Source organism: Streptomyces marincola (assembly GCF_020410765.1).
In the GTDB taxonomy this organism is placed as follows: Bacteria; Actinomycetota; Actinomycetes; order Streptomycetales; family Streptomycetaceae; genus Streptomyces; species Streptomyces marincola.
Genome location: NZ_CP084541.1, coordinates 5,389,960 through 5,409,181 on the forward strand (window position 1 = coordinate 5,389,960; position 19,222 = coordinate 5,409,181).

Annotated in this window: 22 protein-coding genes and 1 pseudogene; 18 read left to right on the top strand and 5 right to left on the bottom strand. The window is 73.0% G+C overall.

Going from position 1 to position 19,222, the window contains the following annotated elements:
• Positions 1-226: 226 nt before the first annotated feature.
• The 12 genes and pseudogenes from LC193_RS23825 to LC193_RS23880 all read left to right on the top strand — a co-directional run.
• Positions 227-832 carry a hypothetical protein gene (locus LC193_RS23825; protein ID WP_226077319.1) on the top strand — a complete coding sequence of 202 codons (606 nt, stop codon included), beginning with the start codon at positions 227-229 and terminating at the stop codon, positions 830-832.
• 148 nt (positions 833-980) lie between these two features.
• The gene (gene rpsP / locus LC193_RS23830) at positions 981-1,421 is read left to right on the top strand and encodes a 30S ribosomal protein S16 (protein WP_226077320.1); all 441 of its coding nucleotides are present in this window, start codon (positions 981-983) and stop codon (positions 1,419-1,421) included.
• Positions 1,422-1,423: 2 nt separating this feature from the next.
• Entirely contained in the window at positions 1,424-1,663 is a 240-nt protein-coding gene (locus LC193_RS23835; RefSeq protein WP_086157759.1) for an RNA-binding protein, read from the top strand.
• A gap of 81 nt (positions 1,664-1,744) precedes the next feature.
• On the top strand, positions 1,745-2,263 hold the full coding sequence (rimM, locus tag LC193_RS23840) for a ribosome maturation factor RimM (RefSeq protein ID WP_226077321.1): 519 nt from the start codon (positions 1,745-1,747) through the stop codon (positions 2,261-2,263).
• A 64-nt stretch (positions 2,264-2,327) separates the two neighbouring features.
• Positions 2,328-3,149, top strand: coding sequence for a tRNA (guanosine(37)-N1)-methyltransferase TrmD (gene trmD, locus LC193_RS23845; protein ID WP_226078862.1), 822 nt, complete (start codon positions 2,328-2,330; stop codon positions 3,147-3,149).
• Between the two features lie 140 nt (positions 3,150-3,289).
• Positions 3,290-3,637 carry a 50S ribosomal protein L19 gene (rplS, locus tag LC193_RS23850; protein WP_226077323.1) on the top strand — a complete coding sequence of 116 codons (348 nt, stop codon included), beginning with the start codon at positions 3,290-3,292 and terminating at the stop codon, positions 3,635-3,637.
• A 30-nt stretch (positions 3,638-3,667) separates the two neighbouring features.
• A complete protein-coding gene (gene lepB / locus LC193_RS23855; protein ID WP_226077325.1) occupies positions 3,668-4,369 on the top strand; it encodes a signal peptidase I in 702 nt (233 codons plus the stop codon).
• Positions 4,362-5,561 carry a signal peptidase I gene (lepB, locus tag LC193_RS23860; RefSeq protein WP_226077327.1) on the top strand — a complete coding sequence of 400 codons (1,200 nt, stop codon included), beginning with the start codon at positions 4,362-4,364 and terminating at the stop codon, positions 5,559-5,561. Before lepB (LC193_RS23855) ends, lepB (LC193_RS23860) begins: the two co-directional genes overlap by 8 nt.
• Positions 5,536-6,432 carry a signal peptidase I gene (lepB, locus tag LC193_RS23865; RefSeq protein WP_226077328.1) on the top strand — a complete coding sequence of 299 codons (897 nt, stop codon included), beginning with the start codon at positions 5,536-5,538 and terminating at the stop codon, positions 6,430-6,432. Before lepB (LC193_RS23860) ends, lepB (LC193_RS23865) begins: the two co-directional genes overlap by 26 nt.
• A gap of 64 nt (positions 6,433-6,496) precedes the next feature.
• A complete protein-coding gene (gene lepB, locus LC193_RS23870) occupies positions 6,497-7,243 on the top strand; it encodes a signal peptidase I (RefSeq protein ID WP_226077329.1) in 747 nt (248 codons plus the stop codon).
• A 29-nt stretch (positions 7,244-7,272) separates the two neighbouring features.
• The gene (locus tag LC193_RS23875) at positions 7,273-7,611 is read left to right on the top strand and encodes a DUF2469 domain-containing protein (protein ID WP_226077330.1); all 339 of its coding nucleotides are present in this window, start codon (positions 7,273-7,275) and stop codon (positions 7,609-7,611) included.
• Positions 7,612-7,718: 107 nt separating this feature from the next.
• A pseudogene (locus LC193_RS23880) lies at positions 7,719-8,147 on the top strand (peptidoglycan DD-metalloendopeptidase family protein); the annotation flags it as partial.
• Positions 8,148-8,228: 81 nt separating this feature from the next.
• Here LC193_RS23880 and LC193_RS23885 read toward each other — a convergent pair.
• The 5 genes from LC193_RS23885 to LC193_RS23905 form a co-directional block, all read right to left on the bottom strand.
• Entirely contained in the window at positions 8,229-8,867 is a 639-nt protein-coding gene (locus LC193_RS23885) for a TetR/AcrR family transcriptional regulator (RefSeq protein ID WP_226078863.1), read from the bottom strand.
• Between the two features lie 191 nt (positions 8,868-9,058).
• On the bottom strand, positions 9,059-9,901 hold the full coding sequence (gene whiG, locus LC193_RS23890) for an RNA polymerase sigma factor WhiG (RefSeq protein ID WP_226077331.1): 843 nt from the start codon (positions 9,899-9,901) through the stop codon (positions 9,059-9,061).
• A 154-nt stretch (positions 9,902-10,055) separates the two neighbouring features.
• Positions 10,056-11,222: a DNA-processing protein DprA gene (gene dprA / locus LC193_RS23895; RefSeq protein ID WP_226077332.1), complete on the bottom strand. Its 1,167-nt coding sequence runs from the start codon at positions 11,220-11,222 to the stop codon at positions 10,056-10,058.
• Complete coding sequence (locus LC193_RS23900) at positions 11,219-12,826, bottom strand: YifB family Mg chelatase-like AAA ATPase (protein ID WP_226077333.1); 1,608 nt, start codon at positions 12,824-12,826, stop codon at positions 11,219-11,221. The genes dprA and LC193_RS23900 overlap by 4 nt, the downstream gene beginning before the upstream one ends.
• Complete coding sequence (locus LC193_RS23905; RefSeq protein ID WP_226077335.1) at positions 12,826-13,215, bottom strand: YraN family protein; 390 nt, start codon at positions 13,213-13,215, stop codon at positions 12,826-12,828. Before LC193_RS23905 ends, LC193_RS23900 begins: the two co-directional genes overlap by 1 nt.
• Positions 13,216-13,564: 349 nt before the next feature.
• Here LC193_RS23905 and rpsB point away from each other — a divergent pair, with 349 nt between their 5' ends.
• The 6 genes from rpsB (at position 13,565) to rlmN (ending at position 19,105) form a co-directional block, all read left to right on the top strand.
• Positions 13,565-14,455: a 30S ribosomal protein S2 gene (rpsB, locus tag LC193_RS23910; RefSeq protein WP_226077337.1), complete on the top strand. Its 891-nt coding sequence runs from the start codon at positions 13,565-13,567 to the stop codon at positions 14,453-14,455.
• Between the two features lie 44 nt (positions 14,456-14,499).
• Positions 14,500-15,336, top strand: a complete 837-nt coding sequence (gene tsf / locus LC193_RS23915) for a translation elongation factor Ts (protein WP_226077339.1) — start codon at positions 14,500-14,502, stop codon at positions 15,334-15,336.
• Positions 15,337-15,537: 201 nt separating this feature from the next.
• Positions 15,538-16,275, top strand: coding sequence for a UMP kinase (gene pyrH, locus LC193_RS23920; RefSeq protein WP_226077341.1), 738 nt, complete (start codon positions 15,538-15,540; stop codon positions 16,273-16,275).
• A gap of 64 nt (positions 16,276-16,339) precedes the next feature.
• Positions 16,340-16,897 carry a ribosome recycling factor gene (gene frr, locus LC193_RS23925; protein ID WP_226077343.1) on the top strand — a complete coding sequence of 186 codons (558 nt, stop codon included), beginning with the start codon at positions 16,340-16,342 and terminating at the stop codon, positions 16,895-16,897.
• A gap of 23 nt (positions 16,898-16,920) precedes the next feature.
• Positions 16,921-17,928 (top strand): phosphatidate cytidylyltransferase, encoded by a 1,008-nt coding sequence (locus LC193_RS23930; RefSeq protein WP_226077345.1) that lies wholly within the window; start codon positions 16,921-16,923, stop codon positions 17,926-17,928.
• Positions 17,929-17,998: 70 nt separating this feature from the next.
• Positions 17,999-19,105, top strand: coding sequence for a 23S rRNA (adenine(2503)-C(2))-methyltransferase RlmN (gene rlmN / locus LC193_RS23935; protein ID WP_226077347.1), 1,107 nt, complete (start codon positions 17,999-18,001; stop codon positions 19,103-19,105).
• The last annotated feature ends 117 nt before the right edge of the window (positions 19,106-19,222 follow it).

Sequence of the window (19,222 nt, forward strand, 5' to 3'; positions counted from 1 at the left end):
GCGGCAGGGCGCCTCAACGGGGCACGGGCCGCGAGCCGGGGCAGAACCTCTCCCGCGCCTCCGGTACCGGATCGGTGCCGGAATCGGACGACGCCCCGGGCACCGCGGCCGTCGTGGGACGCTCCTCCTGAGCCACCGCAAGGGCGGCGAACTGACTGGTAGGTGCAAATTCGTGGACTTGCCCCGGAATCGGAACACCTCGGGGGCTTCGCTCGTTAGCTACGACGTGAGCACGACACAACCAGTTCCAGTACTCGCCGCCGAGCTGGCACACGCGTGGGCCGACATTCAACGGCACCACCCGGAGCTGCCTGACCTGGCCGCGCCCGAATCACTGATCGGGGAGTCCTCGTCCGCCTGCGGCTCCGAGCTCTCCTTCGAACGGCTGCTGCACGAGGCCGTCCACGGCATCGCCGCCGCCCGGGGGGTCAGGGACACCTCCCGGGCCGGGCGCTACCACAACCGGCGTTTCCTCGCGATCGCCGAGGAGCTCGGCCTCGATCACAGCGACGATCCGCATCCGAGCAGCGGTTTCTCGCTGGTCACGATGAACCCCGAGACCAAGCGGCGCTACCGGCCCACGGCCGAGCGGCTGCAACGCGCGCTCAAGGCGCATGTGGCGGCCACCGCGACCGACACGAAACGGAGTTTCCGCGGGCCCGCGGCCCGGCACGGATCCTCCGGCGGCGGTGTGCGCGTCAAGGCGGTCTGCGAGTGCGGGCGCAACGTCCGCGTCGTGCCGTCGGTGCTCGCGCAGGCACCGATCGTGTGCGGAGCGTGCAAGAAGCCCTTCCAGATCGCGGAGGCCATGACCGTGGCGGCCTCGGCCTGACGGGCTATGGCAGAATTACCCGTTGAACTCGGCAGTCGCACAGGACCCCTCTCTCCTCCGGCTGGCGCGTCCACCGGACTTCCGGTTCCGCAACCCCACGCGGCCCGCCGGCGGTCCACCACGTCAACACGCAGGAGACACCACACTCGTGGCAGTCAAGATCAAGCTGAAGCGACTGGGCAAGATCCGTTCGCCGCACTACCGCATCGTCGTCGCCGACTCGCGCACGCGCAGGGACGGCCGGGCCATCGAGGAGCTGGGGCTGTACCACCCGGTGCAGAACCCCTCGCGCATCGAGGTCGACACCGACCGCGTCCAGTACTGGCTGGGCGTCGGCGCGCAGCCGACCGAGCCGGTGCTCGCCATCCTCAAGGTCACCGGTGACTGGCAGAAGTTCAAGGGCCTGCCGGCCCCGCCGCCGATGAAGGTCGCCGAGCCGAAGCCGGACAAGCGCGTCCTGTTCGAGGCCGCGGCCAAGGAATCCGGTGGCGAGCCCCGGGGTGAGGCCATCACTCCGAAGGCGAAGAAGGGCGAGAAGAAGGCCGACGCCGAGGCCGCCGCGGCCCCGGCAGAGTCGACCGAGGGCTGACAATGCTCGAAGAGGCCCTGGAGCATTTGGTGAAGGGCATCGTCGATCATCCCGATGAGGTCCAGGTCGCCTCGCGCACCCTGCGCCGCGGGCGGGTCCTTGAGGTCCGGGTCCACCCCGAGGACCTCGGCAAGGTGATCGGCCGCAACGGCCGGACCGCGCGTTCGCTGCGCACGGTCGTGGGCGCACTCGGCGGCAAGGGCATCCGTGTCGACCTCGTCGACGCGGACGAGATCCGCTGACCGCGTCACCGGTATCGCAACCAGGGCCGGAGCGGCGACAGCCGCCCCGGCCCTCGGTTTCTTTCTGAGAACGGACTTACAGTGCACGTCGTCGTCGCGCGCATCGGCCGGGCCCACGGCATCAAGGGCGAGGTCACCGTCGAGGTCCGCACGGACGAGCCCGAGGTGCGGCTGGCCCCCGGGGCCGAGCTGACCACGGAGCCGCCGGAGGCGGGCCCGTTGACCGTGGAGGCGGCTCGGGTGCACAGCGGCCGGCTGCTGCTGCGGTTCGCGGGGGTGGCCGACCGCACGGCCGCCGAGTCCCTGCGCGACACCCTGCTGGTCGCCGAGGTCGACCCGGCGGAGCTGCCCGAGGACCCGGAGGAGTTCTACGACCACCAGCTGCTCGGCCTCGACGTCGTCACCACGGACGGCACCGCGCTCGGCCGGGTCAGCGACATCGCCCACCTGCCGGGGCAGGACCTGCTGATCGTGGCGCGGCCCGAGGGCGGCGAGACGATGATCCCGTTCGTCGCCGAGATCGTGCCCGACATCGACCTCGACGCCGGCCGGGCCGTGGTGGACCCGCCGCCCGGTCTCCTCGACGGCGGCGACGCGTGAGGCGGTGCGCACGATGACCGCGGAGCCGGACGGGCCGGGAGAAGGGGACGCGCCGGGGCGCGGCATGCGGCTCGACATCGTCACGATCTTCCCCGAGTACCTGGACCCGCTCGGGGTCTCGCTCGTCGGCAAGGCCCGCGCGGCGGGGCTGCTCGACGTCCGGGTGCACGACCTGCGCGCCTGGGCGCACGACCGGCACCACACCGTCGACGACACCCCCTACGGCGGCGGCCCCGGCATGGTGATGAAGCCCGAGCCGTGGGGCGAGGCGCTGGACGCCGTGCTCGCCTCCGGCCCCGAGCCGCGGGGCCGCCCGCCCGTGCTCGTCGTTCCGACCCCGAGCGGGCGGCCGTTCACGCAGGAGGTCGCGCACGAACTGGCGGCCGAGCCCTGGCTGATCTTCACTCCGGCCCGGTACGAGGGCATCGACCGGCGGGTCGTCGAGCACTACGGGGCACGCCTTGAGGTGCGCGAGCTGTCCATCGGCGACTACGTGCTCGCCGGTGGCGAGGCCCCCGTGCTCGTCATGGTCGAGGCCGTCGCGCGCCTGCTGCCCGGGGTGCTCGGCAACGCGCAGTCGCACCGGGACGACTCCTTCGCGCCCGGTCCGATGGCCGGCCTCCTGGAGGGCCCCGTCTACACCAAGCCGCCCGAGTGGCGCGGGCGCGGGGTTCCCGAGGTGCTGGTCAGCGGCCATCACGGCCGGATCGCGCGGTGGCGCCGCGACGAGGCGCTGCGCAGGACCAGCGAAACCCGGCCCGACCTGGTCGAGGGGGCCGACCCCGCGGCGTTCGACAAGCACGACCGCGCGACCCTGTCCGCCCTCGGCTGGCGGCAGGGACCGGACGGCCGATTTGGGCGCCCGTCGGCGGACGTGGAAGAATAGGCCGCTGGCCCTGCCCGCATCCGGCGCGCGACCCTGCCACAGGGGGACCGCCGCCCGTCGGCGCGGCTGGGCGCACCCAATCCACCAGCACGATCGTTTCCGCTGATGACCTGTGGCATCGGCGAGGAAAGCAGCAGGCCATGAACCTCCTGGACAACGTCGATTCCGCGTCCCTGCGGGACGACATCCCGGCCTTCCGCCCGGGTGACACCGTCAACGTGCACGTGCGCGTCATCGAGGGCAACCGGTCCCGCGTGCAGCAGTTCAAGGGCGTCGTGATCCGCCGCCAGGGCTCCGGCGTCCGGGAGACCTTCACCGTGCGCAAGGTCAGCTTCGGCGTCGGTGTCGAGCGGACCTTCCCCGTGCACACCCCGGTCGTGGAGAAGATCGAGCTCGTGACCCGCGGCGCCGTCCGCCGCGCCAAGCTCTACTACCTGCGCAACCTGCGCGGCAAGGCCGCCAAGATCAAGGAGAAGCGGGAGAACTGACCCGCCCGCGCCGCCGGTTACGATCGCGGCGTGACCGATTCCGACGCGCAGCCCCCGGAGCGCGACCGCCCCGCCGGACCGGTGAAGGTCTGGCTTCGGTGGTCGCGCTCCGTGCGTCTGTGGGTGGTGGTGGCGCTGAGCACGCTGGTGCTCTCGGTGCTCACCAGCACGTTCGTGATGCAGCCGTTCCTCATTCCCAGCGGCTCGATGGAGGCCACGCTCCAGGTCGGGGACCGGGTCATCGTGAACAAGCTCGCCTACCGCTTCGGTGGCGAGATCAGGCGCGGGGACGTCATCGTGTTCGACGGCACGGGATCGTTCGTGGCCGGGGATTCGGACCCCGGCCTGTTCGGCCGCCTGCTGCGCGGGGCCGGCGGAGCGGTCGGGCTGGCCACGGGATCGGAGACCGACTACGTGAAGCGCGTCATCGGGGTCGGCGGGGACCGGGTGCGGTGCTGTGACGAGCGGGGCCGCGTCGAGGTCAACGGCGAGCCCCTGGCGGAGCCGTACCTGTACCCGGGGGACGAGCCCTCGCGGGTCGAGTTCGACATCGAGGTCCCCGAGGGGCGCCTGTGGGTGATGGGCGACCACCGTTCCGACTCGGCGGACTCCCGGGAGTACCTGGGGGCCCCGGGCGGCGGCACCGTGCCCGTCGACAAGGTGATCGGCCGTGTCGAGCTGATCGGCTGGCCGGTCGACCGATGGGGATGGCTGCGGTCGGCCCATGGGTGAACGGGGAAAGCCCAGGCCGGGCCGACGGTGGAGTGCCGGGGCCGGCGCCGCGGCCGACCGGTCGGCGGCGCGGTCGACCGCGGGCGACGAGGCGCGCCCCACGCTGCGCGGGCCGGGGGAGGGGCGCGCGGACCGGCGCCGGGCCGCCAAGCGCATCAAACGCCGCAAGCGGCTGCGGGCCACGCGGGAGATACCCATACTCGTCGGCACCGCGCTGATCATCGCGCTGGCGCTCAAGACGTTCCTGGTGCAGGCGTTCGTCATCCCTTCCGGTTCCATGGAACAGACGATCCAGGTGGACGACCGGGTACTTGTCGACAAACTGACGCCCTGGTTCGGCTGGGAGCCCTCCCGGGGCGACGTCGTCGTCTTCGCGGACCCGGGCGGCTGGCTGGAGCCGGGGGCGGTCGCGCAGGAGGAGGGCGGGCAGGCGCCGTTCGGGATACGGCACGTCCAGCAGGCGCTCGCGTGGGTCGGGCTGCTGCCGAGCGAGGACGACCAGGACCTGATCAAGCGCGTCATCGCCGTCGGCGGTGACACCGTGGTCTGCTGCGACGAGCGCGGGCGGGTCACCGTCAACGGCACCGGGCTCGACGAGCCGTACCTCTACCCGGGGAACGAGCCCTCGCGGATCGAGTTCGAGGTGACCGTGCCGGACGGGCGGCTGTTCGTCATGGGCGACCACCGTGCGAATTCGGCCGACTCCCGGTATCACCTGGATGACGAAGGGCAAGGTACCGTACCGGTGGACTCAGTCGTCGGCCGAGCGGTCGTGATCGCCTGGCCGCTCGGACGCTGGCAGCACCTGGGCGGCACGGAGGCGTTCGCGGATGTGCCCGATGCCGCCGCCGGCGCGGTCGACGCACGGGCCACCGGAGGCGAGAATGCCATCGGTCCCGGCAATCAAATAGCGCGACTCCCGATCCCTGCGGAACTCCCGCTCGTTATGGGAGTGGTGGGCCTGCTCCGGACGTCGGGCAGGCCGGAGCGGAGCGTGAGGAGCGAATGTGGGGGATGTAGCGGTGGATGCGCGATCCGGCTCGGACGACGACCCGGAGAACCGCCCGCAGCCACCGGGGGCCACCCCCTCCGGCGGCGACTCCCCCGGTGCGGCGCCCGGCGCGCCCGGCTCCGGCTCGGATCCCGGCTCCGCCCCGGGCGAGGACGTGCCCGAGACCCAGGAGAGCCGTAGGGAGCGGCGCAAGCGTGCCGCGAAGCAGCGCTCGTTCTGGAAGGAGCTGCCGATCCTGATCGGCATCGCCATCGTCCTGGCGCTGTTGATCAAGACGTTCCTGGTGCAGGCGTTCTCCATCCCGTCGAACTCCATGCAGAACACGCTCCAGCAGGGCGACCGGGTGCTGGTGGACAAGCTGACGCCGTGGTTCGGCGCCGAGCCCGAGCGCGGCGAGGTCGTCGTGTTCCACGACCCGGGCGGCTGGCTCGGCGACAGCCCCGAGAGCGAGGGCGGCCTCGGCACGGCCGTGCAGAACGCGCTGAGCTGGATCGGCCTGATGCCCTCGGCCGAGGACCAGGACCTGATCAAGCGCGTCATCGCGATCGGCGGCGACGAGGTCGCCTGCGCGGAGAACGGCCTGGTCACGGTGAACGGCGAGACGCTGGACGAGAGCGACTACCTCTTCCCGGGCAACACCCCGTGCGGCGACCGGCCGTTCGGCCCGATCACCATCCCGGACGGCGAGCTGTGGGTGATGGGCGACCACCGGCAGGACTCGCTCGACTCCCGCTTCCACCAGAACCTCTCGGGCGGCACCGTGCCCGTGAGCGAGGTGGTCGGCCGCGCCGTCGTGATCGCCTGGCCCGTGGGCCGGTGGAGCACGCTGCCGGTGCCCGACGGCTACGGAGCCGTCGGCGACGCGGCTGCCGCCGCGCTGTCGCCGGCGGCGCTCGGCGTGGCGGGGGCGCTGCCGCTCGTGCTGTGGCGCCGGCGCAGGCTGCTCGACCGGGCGGTCGCCGCCGCGGCGGACCAGGGGCCGCGGGCCGCCGGTCCGGCCGCGCCGGAGCCGGAAGGCGAGCGGGAGTCCGGCGCGGAACGCCGGGGCTGACTCCCCCCGCGCCCGCCGTCCGGATAGGGTCGGCCTTCCGGGCAGCGAGCGGGAGGGGGCCTCCATGGGCACAGTCGCGGGCCGCGGTGGGCGGGCCGGCCGGGTGCTCTCCGGCCTCGCCGTGGGCGTCGGGTGCGTGCTGCTGCTGGGCGGCTTCGTCCTGGCGGCCGTGCTGTACCAGCCGTACACGGTGCCGACCGGTTCGATGGCTCCCTCGGTCGCGTCGGGCGACCGCGTGCTCGCGGAGCGCATCGACGGCGGCGACGTCAGGCGCGGTGACGTCGTGGTGTTCCGCGACGCGGCCTGGGGCGAGGCGCTGATGCTCAAGCGCGTCGTCGGCGTGGGCGGGGACACCGTCGCCTGCTGCGCCGAGGACGGGCTGCTCACGGTGAACGGCACTCCGGTCGAGGAGCCGTACCTGGACGAGGAGTACGCCGCCGCGCCCGTGCGCTTCGAGGCGGCGGTGCCCGAGGGGGAGCTGTTCCTGCTCGGGGACGACCGGACGGATTCGCTCGACTCGCGGAGCCTGCTCGACGAGGCGGGTGCGGGAACGGTTCCGCGCGACGCGGTCTCCGGGCGGGTCGAGGCCACGGTCTGGCCGCCGGATCGTTTCGGCTTGCTCGCGGCGCCCGGGGGCTTCGGGGACCTGCCGGGCGGAGCGTCGGGCTCCGGGCCGCTGCGGCCGATTTTCTGGGCGACCACGAGCGGTGCGCTGCTCATCGTCGTCGGCGCGGTCCTGGGGCGTTCGGCCCGGCGCCGGGCTGGGACCGCACCGCCACGGCGTGCTGACGCCGCCGGTGACGCACAATGAGGGAACGCACGGCTGAAGGGGATCACGCCATGAGTGCCGAAGACCTCGAAAAGTACGAGACCGAGATGGAGCTGAAGCTCTACCGGGAGTACCGCGACGTGGTCGGGCTATTCACGTATGTGATCGAGACGGAGCGGCGTTTCTACCTCACGAACGATTACGAGATGCAGGTGCACTCGGTGCAGGGTGAGGTGTTCTTCGAGGTCTCCATGGCCGATGCGTGGGTGTGGGACATGTACAGGCCCGCGCGTTTCGTCAAGCAGGTGCGCGTGCTGACGTTCAAGGACGTGAACATCGAGGAGCTGAACCGCAGCGAACTCGACCTGCCCGAGGACTCCGGGTTCGGCGGCGGCGAGCGGAACGACTGACCTGGGAGTTCACCCGAACGGGGGACGGGGTTGTCCACAGGCGCGGACGTGTCCACAGATCGCGGCGCGGGCCGTTCCGGCGGCGCCGGGTGCGGCACTCTGCCCGCATGACGGTCATCGGTGCGTTCCTTTCCGTGATCCTGCTGGTCGCCTCCGCCGCACCTCGGCTGCCGGCGGACGCCCCGGGCCCCGGCCGGGCGGCCCCCGCGGCCCACTGGCCGGTGCCGGGCGCCGACGGTGCGGCGCGCCCGCTGATCGGCCGCTTCTGGGAGCCGCCGCCGCGGCCCTGGGCCGCGGGACACCGCGGGGTCGACCTCGTGACGGTGCCGGGGGCGCCCGTGCGCGCGGCGGCCGACGGCACGGTCGCCTTCGCCGGGCGGGTCGCCGGACGCGGCGTGCTCACCATCGAGCTGACCGCGGGCCCTGGCGTTCCCGACGGCCTGCGCCTCACCTACGAGCCGGTTCTCGCGACGGTCGCGGTGGGGGACCGGGTCGCGGCGGGCGCGCGGGTCGGCACGCTGGCGGCCGGGCCGTTCCACTGCGCCGGCCCCTGCCTGCACTGGGGGCTGCTGCGCGGGAAGGCCTATCTCGATCCGCTCTCCCTGCTGCCGCGTCCGCTACGCGGGCCCTCCAGGCTGCTGCCCGTCGAGGGTGTCCTGCTGCCGGAGGAGCGGTCCCGCCACCCCGTCGAGCGCGAAGCGCACCGCGTCCGCCGTGAGCCGGTCGACCGGCGGCGGCGAGGGCGAGGCCGCGCAGTGGACCGCGGCGTCGACCACGCCCTGGAGCAGGGCCGCCGTCACGCGCGGCTCGGCGTGGCCCAGGTCGGCCAGGACCGCGACGACCATGTCCATCAGGCCGGCGTGCGCCGCCCTGATCCGCTCCCACGCGGCGTCGGGTGGCAGACCGGCCGCCGCGGCGGCCTCCCGGTCGCCGGCGGCCAGGGCCATCAGAGCCCGGTGGTGGCTGTCCGTGGCGAGCGCGAGCTGCCGCCCCACATACGCCGCGATCTTGTCCCGAGGACTGCCGGCCACGGTCATCGCGGCCTCGATCTCGGCGGCCCACAAGGGCAGGTCGACCGCGCACAGCTCCTCCACCAGGGCGGCGCGGGACGGGAAGTACTCGTACACCGAGGACCTGGCGAGTCCGGTGCGCCGGGCGAGGGCCGGGAAGGTCATCGCCTCGACGCCGCCTTCGGCCAGCAGGGCTCTGGCGGCGTCGAGCAGGGCGCCGCGCTGCATTCTGCGGTGCTCGGCCACCGTGGCCGCTCGGATCCTGGGCACCTCCTCACTCTAAGGGCTGTCCGTGGTCCCCGGCAGAACAGCGCACGGCGTCCGACGCGGCGCCGCGCCGGACGCAGGCAGGGCGGCCGTGCCCTCGGGCCGCCGGGCCGGGGTGCGTGCCGGGCGTCGCGACGGGGCAGGGGAACGCGCGTGCGCCGCTTCGGCGTTCACCCTCTGAGGTCGGCGAGCTTGGCGCGCAGTTGGAGCACGGACTTGGTGTGGATCTGGCTCACCCTGCTCTCCGTCACGCCCAGCACCTCGCCGATCTCCGCGAGGGTCAGTCCCTCGTAGTAGTAGAGGGTGACCACGGTCTTCTCCCGTTCCGGCAGGGTGTTCACGGCGCGGGCGAGCAGTCGGCGCAGCTCGCGGTCCTCGGCCACCTCGACCGGATCGTCCGCCGCGGTGTCCTCCAGCGTGTCCATCAGGCTCAGCCGGTCGCCGCCCTCCGGCCCCGAGTGCAGCAGCTCCTCCAGGGCCACGACGTTGGCCAGCGACAACTGGCCGAAGACGGCGTGCAGTTCCTCCAGTGAGATCTCCATCTCGGCCGCCACCTCGGGCTCCGACGGCGTGCGCCGCAGGGACGCCTCCAGCGTGGCGTAGGCCCGTTCGATGGCGCGGGCCTTCTGCCGCACCGACCGGGGAATCCAGTCCAGTGCCCGCAGTTCGTCGATCATCGCGCCGCGGATACGGGTGATGGCGTACGTCTCGAACTTGATCGACCGCTCCGGGTCGAACTTCTCGATGGCGTCGATGAGCCCGAACACCCCGGAGGAGACGAAGTCCGCCTGCTCCACGTTCGACGGCAGGCCCACGCTGACCCGGCCGGCCACGTACTTGACCAGCGGGCTGTAGTGCAGGATCAGCTGCTCCCTGAGCCGCTCGTCGCCGGTGGCCTTGTACGAGCGCCACAGCTCGGCGAGCGCGGTGGGGGCGGCGGGGGTCGTGGCGCCGTCCGCCGCGGCCCGTGCTGCCGGAGCCGCGTGCTTGGGCCCCAGGAAGTGCTGTGGCATGCGTTGTCTTGAGCCGTTCTTCGGTGGTGCGTGCGGGGGGTGCCGGCCGAGGGCGGCGAAAACCCTGTGAGCGTAGCGTGACTGCGGGGTCGCTTTGCGCACGTGACGTTCCCGGAGGTATGCGCAGATACGTTCCGCTGGCCGCACCGTGGGGTTATGGCCCCGCCCCCGCGCGGATCGCGGGGCCGTCCGCGTGTCGGGGGCCGCCCCGGCACAACTGCCAGCGGTCGGCCACGCGTTCGACGAAACCGAGGGAGTGCAGCTCCTTCAGCCTGGCCTCGGCCGCCCCCGGGCTGGTGCAGGCGCTCGCGGCCACCTGCTCGACCGTCGCGGGACGTGTCGCGGGCAGCGCGTCGAGCACCAGCCCGGTGGGTGGCGCCAGCAAATCCCGCGGCACGGCAGGACCGGTGTCCTCGGAGGCCAGCTCCCCCATGTCGCCCACGAGTTCGACGATGTCGGCGGCATCGCGGACGAGCGTCGCCTCGCCCCTGATCAGGCGGTGCGCCCCGGCGGAAAGACCCGAGGTGACCGGCCCCGGCACCGCCATCAGGTGCCGGCCGAGCCGGCGGGCGTGCCGCGCGGTGATCAGCGAGCCGCTGCGCCCGGCCGCCTCCACCACGACCGTGCCCCGGGTGAGCGCGGCGATCACCCGGTTCCGCTGGACGAAGCGCCCCCGCGTCGGCTGCGCACCCGGCGCCAGCTCCGCCACCAGCAGTCCCGAACGCGCGATCCGGCCGATCAGCTCCCGGTGCGCGGCCGGATAGCCGACGTCCACGCCGCAGGCCAGCACCGCGACCGTCGAGCCGCCCACCGCGAGCGCCCCGCGGTGCGCCGCCCCGTCCACGCCGTGCGCGGCACCTGAGACCACCGTCCAGCCGCGCTCGGCCAGCGCCGTCGCCAGGTCGGCGGCGACGTACGCCCCGTAGTCCGTGCAGGCCCGCGAGCCCACGAGCGCGACCGAGCGCAACGCGACGAACCGCAGGGAGCACGGCCCGCGCACCCACAGGCCGATCGGGCGGCCGGGTCCCAGGTCGTCGAGCTGACTCGGCCACTCCCGGTCGCCCGGGCACAGGAAGCGGCCACCGAGCGCGGCGATCCGTTCGAGATCGGCCGCCGGGCGGGTGTGCGCGGCTCGCAGCCGCATCCCGGCCCAGCGCTCGGCGCCGGTGCGCGCCGGCGGCTGCCCGCCGTCCCGCAGCGACTCCCACGCCCGCACGGGCCCCACCTCGGCGAGCCAGCGCCCCACGCGTTCGTCGCCCGGTTCCGTGATGCGCGCGAGCGCGGCCCTGGCCAGCCGGTCCCGCGCGTCGGGCCCGCTCACGGCAGGGATCCCGCGACGCCCGCGCCCCGGCGCACGCCGGTCCGCAGTTCGAGTGCGGCGTCGACGTCCTCGGCGGTGGGCCGGCCGCGCCCCGCGAGGTCCGCCACCGTCCACGCCACGCGCAGCACCCGGTCGAGGCCCCTGGCGGTCAGCAGACCGCGCTCCAGGTCGCGCTCCGCGCGCGCCAGCGCGCCGGGCCCCGGCGCCCACCTGGTGCGCAGCTCGTGCCCCGGCACCTCGCCGTTGGCGCGCCAGCCCGTGTCCGCGTAGCGGGCCCCGGCCCGCTCGCGGGCCGCCCGCACCCGTTCCGCCACGACCGCGGTGGACTCGCCGGGCACCCGCGCGGTCAGCTCGGCCCGGCTCACCGGCTCCACCCGCACCCGCAGGTCGACGCGGTCGAGCAGCGGCCCCGACAGCCTGGCCCGGTAACGCGTGACGGCGCTCGGCGGGCACAGGCAGGGCTCGCCGGCCGAGCCGTGCCTGCCGCACGGGCACGGATTGGTGGCCAGGACCAGGAGCACCCGCGCGGGCATCCGCACCGCGCCGGCCGCCCTGGCCACCACGACGTACCCGGACTCCAGCGGCTGGCGCAGCGCGTCGAGCACCCGGCCGCTCATCTCGGCCGCCTCGTCGAGGAAGAGGACCCCGTGGTGGGCCAGGGACACCGCGCCGGGGCGGGGCACGCCGCTGCCGCCGCCGACGAGCGCCGCCATCGACGTGGAGTGGTGCGGGGCGCAGTAGGGCGCCCGGTCGATCAGCGCGCGGCCGGGCGGCAGGAGTCCGCCCACCGAGTGCACGGCGGTCACTTCGAGCGACTCCCGCCTGCTCAGCGGCGGCAGCAGTCCGGGAAGCCGCTCGGCGAGCATCGTCTTGCCGGCCCCTGGCGCGCCCTGGAGCAGCAGGTGGTGCCGTCCCGCGGCGGCCACTTCGAGGGCGCGCCGCGGCGTCCGCTGCCCCGAGACGTCGGCCAGGTCGGGCGCCGGCCCCGCGGGCACGCCCCCGAGGACGAGGCCGAGCGGCTCGCGCGGGCCGGCTCCTGCCCCGGCGGGGCCCGCGCCCCTGCCGTCCGGCGGTGGCTCCTCTGGCACCGGTTCGCCGCGCAGTACCGCGATCAGCTGGCGCAGGCTGCGCACGCCGAGCACGGCGACGTCCGGCACGAGCGCGGCCTCGCCCGCGGCCTGCTCGGGCACCACGACCTGCCGGCAGCCCGCCCCGGCCGCCGCGAGCACCGCGGGCAGCACGCCGCGCACGGTCCTGACCCGGCCGTCGAGCGCCAGCTCGCCGATCATCATCACGTCCGCGATCGCCCCGGGATCGATCTGCTCCGCCGCGGCGAGGACGCTGCACGCGACCGCCAGGTCGAAGCCGCTGCCGCACTTGGGCACCGCGGCCGGGCTGAGGCCGACGGTCAGCTTCTTCTGCGGCCAGGGGGAACCGGAGTTGGTGATGGCCGCGCGGACGCGGTCCCGGCTCTCGCTCAGCGACTTGTCCGCGAGCCCGACGAGGGAGAACGCGGCCACTCCGGGCTCCAGGTCGGCCTGGACCTCGACCACCACGCCCTCCACGCCCGTCAGGGCCACCGCGCAGGTCCGCGCGCAGGCCATCACGCCACCCCCCGCGCGTGCTCGACCACGGGCGCCCCGCGCGGGGGCAGCAGCACGCCGATCAGGTCGATGCGCAGGCCGCCGGGCGGCGGCTGCTCGAACACCGTGAGCCACCGCTCGCTCAGCCACCAGTGCGCGAGACGGCGCAGCCGGTCGGCCTTGGCCGGGGTCAGCGCCGCCATCGGGTGCTGGAACCCGCCGCCGCGCCGCGTCTTCACCTCGCAGATCACCACGGCGGCGCCGCCGTCGGCCGTCCGGTCCTGCGCGACGATGTCGATCTCCCCAGCGCGGCAGCGCCAGTTCCGATCGAGGACCGTCATCCCCGTGTCCCGCAGCCGCCGGACGGCCACGTCCTCCCCGAAGCGCCCGAGCGCCCCTCGCCGGTTCATCCGCCTCACCTCCGGTTCCGAAGGTGGGGCAGCCGCGCCCAAGAAGTGGATCTTGGTGGACAACTCGGCGCCTGTGGACAACCTCGTCACCCCATCGGGCGAGGTGGTGACCTGTCGCCCGGGCCTGTTCCGGTCCCGTACACTGCTCGTGGCGATCCGGAGACACGGATCGACCTCGCATGCCCCGCCACCTCGGCGCCCGGTCCTTTCGCGGCGCCTCGGTGGCCGCGTCTCTCGGTCCGCGGATCGGCCCCCTGCCGGGGACTCCCGCGGCGCAGCGCGCCGGGGCGTCAGGTGCGCCGCCCGGCCGGACGGCGCAGACAACCGAGCATCCACAAGGAGAACGGCCATGGCCGTCGTCACGATGCGGGAGCTGCTGGAGAGCGGCGTCCACTTCGGGCACCAGACCCGCCGCTGGAACCCGAAGATGAAGCGTTTCATCTTCACCGAGCGCAACGGCATCTACATCATCGACCTGCTCCAGTCGCTGTCGTACATCGACCGCGCCTACGAGTTCGTCAAGGAGACGGTCGCCCACGGCGGCACCGTCATGTTCGTCGGCACGAAGAAGCAGGCCCAGCAGGCCATCGCCGAGCAGGCGGCCCGGGTCGGCATGCCGTACGTCAACCAGCGCTGGCTGGGCGGCATGCTCACCAACTTCTCGACCGTGCACAAGCGGCTCCAGCGCCTGAAGGAGCTGGAGCAGATCGACTTCGACGACGTGGCGGCCTCCGGCCTCACGAAGAAGGAGCTGCTGGTCCTCTCCCGCGAGAAGGCGAAGCTGGAGAAGACGCTGGGCGGCATCCGCGACATGCAGAAGGTGCCCAGCGCCGTCTGGATCGTCGACACCAAGAAGGAGCACATCGCCGTCGGCGAGGCCCGCAAGCTGAACATTCCGGTCGTCGCGATCCTCGACACCAACTGCGACCCCGACGAGGTCGACTACAAGATCCCGGGCAACGACGACGCGATCCGCTCCGTCACGCTCCTCACCCGCGTGATCGCCGACGGCGTCGCGGAGGGCCTGATGGCCAGGTCGGGTGCCGCGGAGGCCAAGGGCGGCGAGAAGCCGGCCGGCGAGCCGCTGCCCGAGTGGGAGCGCGAGCTGCTCCAGGGCGCGGAGGCCAAGGCCGACGAGCAGCCCGCCGCTGAGCAGCCCGCCGAGGAGAAGCCGGCCGACGAGCAGCCCGCCCCGGCCGCCGCCGAGGCGACGGGGACGCCCGCCGAGCAGAGCAGCTGACGCCAAGCGATCCGAACGACACCCCGGAAGAGAATCACGTAACCATGGCGAACTTCACCGCCGCCGACGTCAAGAAGCTCAGGGAGCTTTCCGGCGCCGGCATGATGGACTGCAAGAAGGCCCTGGACGAGGCCGAGGGCGACGTCACCAAGGCCGTCGAGATCCTGCGCGTCAAGGGCCAGAAGGGTGTGGCCAAGCGCGAGAGCCGCACCGCGGAGAACGGCGCGGTCGTCGCCCTCATCGCGGACGACCACACCTCGGGCGTGCTGGTCGAGCTGAAGTGCGAGACGGACTTCGTCGCCAAGGGCGAGAAGTTCCAGGCGGTCGCCCAGGCCATCGCCGAGCACGTCTTCGCGACCGCGCCGGCCGACCTGGCCACGCTGCTCGCCTCGGAGATCGAGCCGGGCAAGTCGGTCAAGGACTACGTCGACGAGGCGAACGCGTCCCTCGGCGAGAAGATCGTCCTCGACCGCTACGCCCGCCTCTCCGGCGGTTACGTCGCCTCCTACCTCCACCGCACCAGCCCTGACCTGCCGCCGCAGGTCGGTGTCCTGGTCGAGCTGGACCGGGAGAACGCCGACGCCGCCAAGGACGTCGCGCAGCACATCGCCGCGTTCGCGCCGCGCTTCCTGACCCGGGAGGACGTGCCCGAGGACGTCGTCGAGAACGAGCGGCGCATCGCCGAGGCGACCGCGCGCGAGGAGGGCAAGCCCGAGGCGGCCCTGCCCAAGATCGTGGAGGGCCGGGTGAACGGCTTCTTCAAGGAGAACGTCGTGCTGAACCAGCCGTTCGCCAAGGACAACAAGAAGACCGTGCAGAAGGTGCTGACCGAGGAGGGCGTGGCGCTGAACGGCTTCGCGCGCTTCCGCGTCGGCGCCTGACCTCGGCGGGCGCACCGCGCCGCCGCGCCCTGGGCGGCGGCGCGGACGTTACCCGGCTATTGTCGGGCGGAAGGCCGTCCGGCCGTGGCACCGCACGGCCGGCGCGACCGCAGTTGTGACGAGGAGGCCATTGCCCGGCAAGGGAACCGCAAGGGTCCACCGGCAGTGGCCTCCTCGGTGTGTGTGCACGAGGAGAGGTCCATGAACAAGGACGACAAACCCCGCCGCTTCCTGCTGAAGCTGTCAGGTGAGGCCTTCGCCGGCGGCGGCGGACTCGGCGTCGATCCCGACATCGTGCACAAGATGGCCAGGGAGATCGCGGCGGTCGTGCGGGACGGCGCGGAGATCGCGGTCGTGATCGGCGGCGGCAACTTCTTCCGCGGCGCGGAGTTGCAGGTGCGCGGGATGGACCGGGCCCGTTCCGACTACATGGGCATGCTCGGCACCGTCATGAACTGCCTGGCCCTCCAGGACTTCCTGGAGAAGGAGGGCATCGACTCGCGCGTGCAGACGGCGATCACCATGGGGCAGGTCGCCGAGCCGTACATCCCGCTGCGCGCGGTGCGCCACTTGGAGAAGGGGCGCGTGGTCATCTTCGGCGCGGGCATGGGCATGCCCTACTTCTCGACCGACACCACGGCCGCGCAGCGCGCACTCGAGATTCACGCCGAGGCGCTGCTGATGGGCAAGAACGGCGTGGACGGCGTCTACGACTCGGACCCCGCGAAGAACGCGTCCGCCGTGAAATACGACGCGCTCGACTACGGCGAGGTCATCACCAGGGACCTGAAGGTGGCCGATTCCACGGCCATCACCCTGTGCCGGGACAACGAGCTGCCGATCCTTGTCTTCGAACTGCTCGCGGAGGGCAATATCGCCCGTGCGGTAAAGGGTGAGAAGATCGGCACACTCGTGAACAGCCAGGGGCGGCGGACCTGAAGCGGCACGCGGCCCGCCGCACGCAACGTCATTCACGTCACACACATCGAACCAGGAGCACGTGGTGATCGAAGAAGCCCTCCTCGAAGCCGAGGAGAAGATGGAAAAGGCGGTCGGAGTCGCCAAGGACGATCTGGCCGCGATCCGCACCGGCCGTGCCCACCCGGCGATGTTCAACAAGATCGTGGCCGAGTACTACGGCACCATGACGCCGATCAACCAGCTGGCGTCGTTCTCGGTCCCCGAGGCCCGCATGGCCGTGGTGACCCCCTTCGACAAGACCGCGCTGCGCAACATCGAGCAGGCCATCCGGGACTCCGACCTCGGCGTCAACCCGACGAACGACGGCCACATCATCCGCGTGGTCTTTCCCGAGCTGACCGAGGAGCGGCGCCGGGAGTTCATCAAGGTCGCCAGGACCAAGGGCGAGGACGCCAAGATCTCGATCCGCGGGGTGCGGCGCAAGGCCAAGGAGATCATGGACAAGGCCGTCAAGGACGGCGAGGTCGGTGAGGACGAGGGCCGCCGGGGCGAGAAGGAGCTCGACGACACCACCGCCAGGTACGTCGCGCAGGTGGACGAGCTGCTCAAGCACAAGGAAGCCGAGCTGCTCGAAGTCTGACTCCGAGAAGGACGCTGTCATCCGTGAACGAATCATCCTGGGGGCCGCCCCCGGCCGCCGGATTGGTCGGGCGGGCCGAGCGGACGCACCCTGTTCCGGCGGGTCCCGTGCGCGAAACTCGACAGGCGACGCAAACTCCCCCTATGTCGATCGTGCCCGACCCGTCCGGCGGTGAGCCGGAGCAGCGTCAAGACCGCTCGGGCCGGCGCCCGAGGAAGCGCGCGGGGCGCAACCTGCGCGCGGCCGTGGGGGTCGGGCTCGGCCTCGGGGCCGTGGTCCTGGTCGCGCTGTTCGTGTACAAGCCGCTCTTCCTCGGCGTGATAGCGGTGGCCGTCGTCGTCGGGATGCACGAGCTGGCCACGCGCCTGGCCGAGAGCAAGAACATCCGGGTGCCCCTGCCGCCGCTCGCGGTGGGTGGCGCCGCCATGGTCCTGGCCGGGTATCTGGGCGGGGCCGAGGGCGCGTGGGTGGCCGTCGCCCTGACGGCGCTCGCGGTGCTGCTGTGGCGGATGGTCCGGCCGCCGGAGAACTACCTGCGGGACGTCACGGCCGGCGTGTTCGTGGCGTTCTACGTGCCGTTCCTCGCGACGTTCGTGGCGCTCATGCTGGCCGCGGACGACGGCTCCTGGCGGGTGTTCACGTTCCTGCTGCTCACCGTCGTCAGCGACACCGGTGCCTACGCGGTGGGCTGGCGCCTCGGCCGCCGCAAGCTGGCGCCGCGCATCAGCCCGGGGAAGACCAGGGAAGGGCTTGCCGGGGCCGTGGTGTTCGCCATGGCGGCGGGCGCGCCGTGCATGCACTTCCTGATCGACGGCGGCACGTGGTGGCAGGGCCTCGTCCTCGGGCTCGGGGTCGCGCTCAGCGCCACCCTCGGCGACCTGGGCGAGTCCATGATCAAACGCGACCTCGGCATCAAGGACATGGGCCGGCTGCTGCCCGGCCACGGCGGCATCATGGACCGCCTCGACTCGCTGCTCCCGACGGCCCCCGTGGTGTGGCTGCTGTTCCTCGCCTTCGTCGGCGCGTCGTAGCCGCTGTTCCCCGCGGCGGGCCCGCCGCCGGTAACGGGTGCCCCGCCGCGTCTGCGACACTGGCAGGACCATGCCTGCACCTGGAGAGCTGACGTTCGTCGCGCCCCGCGGGGCCGCGAAGCCGCCGCGGCACCTCGCCGACCTCGACCCGGCGGAACGCCGCGACGCGGTCGCCGCGCTCGGCGAGAAGCCGTTCCGAGCGCGACAGCTGTCGCGCCACTACTTCACCCGCCTGACCGATGACCCGGCCGACTGGACGGACGTGCCCGCGGCGGCCAGGGAACGCCTCGCGGGCGCGCTGCTGCCCCGGCTGATGACCGTCGTGCGGCACCTCGCCTGCGACGACGGCGCCACCCGCAAGACGCTGTGGCGCCTGCACGACGGCACGCTGGTGGAGTCGGTGCTCATGCGGTACCCGGACCGGGTCACGATGTGCGTGTCCTCGCAGGCCGGCTGCGGGATGAACTGCCCGTTCTGCGCGACCGGCCAGGCCGGGCTCGACCGCAACCTGTCGACGGCGGAGATCGTGCACCAGATCGTCGACGGCATGCGCGCGCTGCGCGACGGCGAGGTGCCGGGGGGCCCGGCGCGGCTGTCCAACATCGTCTTCATGGGCATGGGCGAGCCGCTGGCGAACTACCGCCGCGTCACCGGCGCCATCCGCCGGCTCACCGACCCTGGTCCTGACGGCGTCGGGCTGTCGCAGCGCGGCATCACCGTCTCCACCGTCGGGCTCGTGCCGGCGATGCGCCGGTTCGCCGAGGAGGGGTTCACCTGCCGGCTCGCGGTGTCCCTGCACGCGCCGGACGACGAGCTGCGCGACACCCTGGTGCCGGTCAACACCCGCTGGAAGGTCGCGGAGGTGCTCGACGCGGCGTGGGCGTACGCCGAGCGTTCGGGCCGCCGCATCTCGATCGAGTACGCGCTGATCCGGGACATCAACGACCAGGCGTGGCGCGCCGACCTGCTCGGCCGCCTGCTGCGCGGCCACGGCGCCCACGTCAACCTCATCCCGCTCAACCCGACGCCCGGCTCGAAGTGGACCGCGTCGCGGCCCGAGGACGAGCGCGCGTTCGTGGCCGGCCTCGAACGCCACGGCGTGCCGGTGACCGTCCGCGACACCCGGGGCCAGGAGATCGAGGGGGCCTGCGGCCAGCTCGCGGCGGCGGAGCGGTAGCGCGCGCTGCTATCGTGGCCGGGGGACCGATCACCAGGTCTTCACACATTCCGACAGGGGAGCGCTCGCAGCGCTGAGAGTGCGGCACCGGCCGCAGACCCTCGAACCTCGCCCAGA

Bases quoted from the DNA above. Each gene is read 5' to 3' on its own strand.
- trmD (WP_226078862.1), top strand. From the start codon at position 2,328: ATGCGGCTCGACATCGTCACGATCTTCCCCGAGTACCTGGACCCGCTC.
- LC193_RS23835 (WP_086157759.1), top strand. From the start codon at position 1,424: ATGCTCGAAGAGGCCCTGGAGCATTTGGTGAAGGGCATCGTCGATCAT.
- rplS (WP_226077323.1), top strand. From the start codon at position 3,290: ATGAACCTCCTGGACAACGTCGATTCCGCGTCCCTGCGGGACGACATC.
- rpsB (WP_226077337.1), top strand. From the start codon at position 13,565: ATGGCCGTCGTCACGATGCGGGAGCTGCTGGAGAGCGGCGTCCACTTC.
- lepB (WP_226077329.1), top strand. From the start codon at position 6,497: ATGGGCACAGTCGCGGGCCGCGGTGGGCGGGCCGGCCGGGTGCTCTCC.
- pyrH (WP_226077341.1), top strand. From the start codon at position 15,538: ATGAACAAGGACGACAAACCCCGCCGCTTCCTGCTGAAGCTGTCAGGT.
- LC193_RS23900 (WP_226077333.1), bottom strand. From the start codon at position 12,826: ATGGCCTGCGCGCGGACCTGCGCGGTGGCCCTGACGGGCGTGGAGGGC.
- LC193_RS23875 (WP_226077330.1), top strand. From the start codon at position 7,273: ATGAGTGCCGAAGACCTCGAAAAGTACGAGACCGAGATGGAGCTGAAG.
- rlmN (WP_226077347.1), top strand. From the start codon at position 17,999: ATGCCTGCACCTGGAGAGCTGACGTTCGTCGCGCCCCGCGGGGCCGCG.
- tsf (WP_226077339.1), top strand. From the start codon at position 14,500: ATGGCGAACTTCACCGCCGCCGACGTCAAGAAGCTCAGGGAGCTTTCC.
- lepB (WP_226077327.1), top strand. From the start codon at position 4,362: ATGGGTGAACGGGGAAAGCCCAGGCCGGGCCGACGGTGGAGTGCCGGG.
- whiG (WP_226077331.1), bottom strand. From the start codon at position 9,901: ATGCCACAGCACTTCCTGGGGCCCAAGCACGCGGCTCCGGCAGCACGG.
- LC193_RS23905 (WP_226077335.1), bottom strand. From the start codon at position 13,215: ATGAACCGGCGAGGGGCGCTCGGGCGCTTCGGGGAGGACGTGGCCGTC.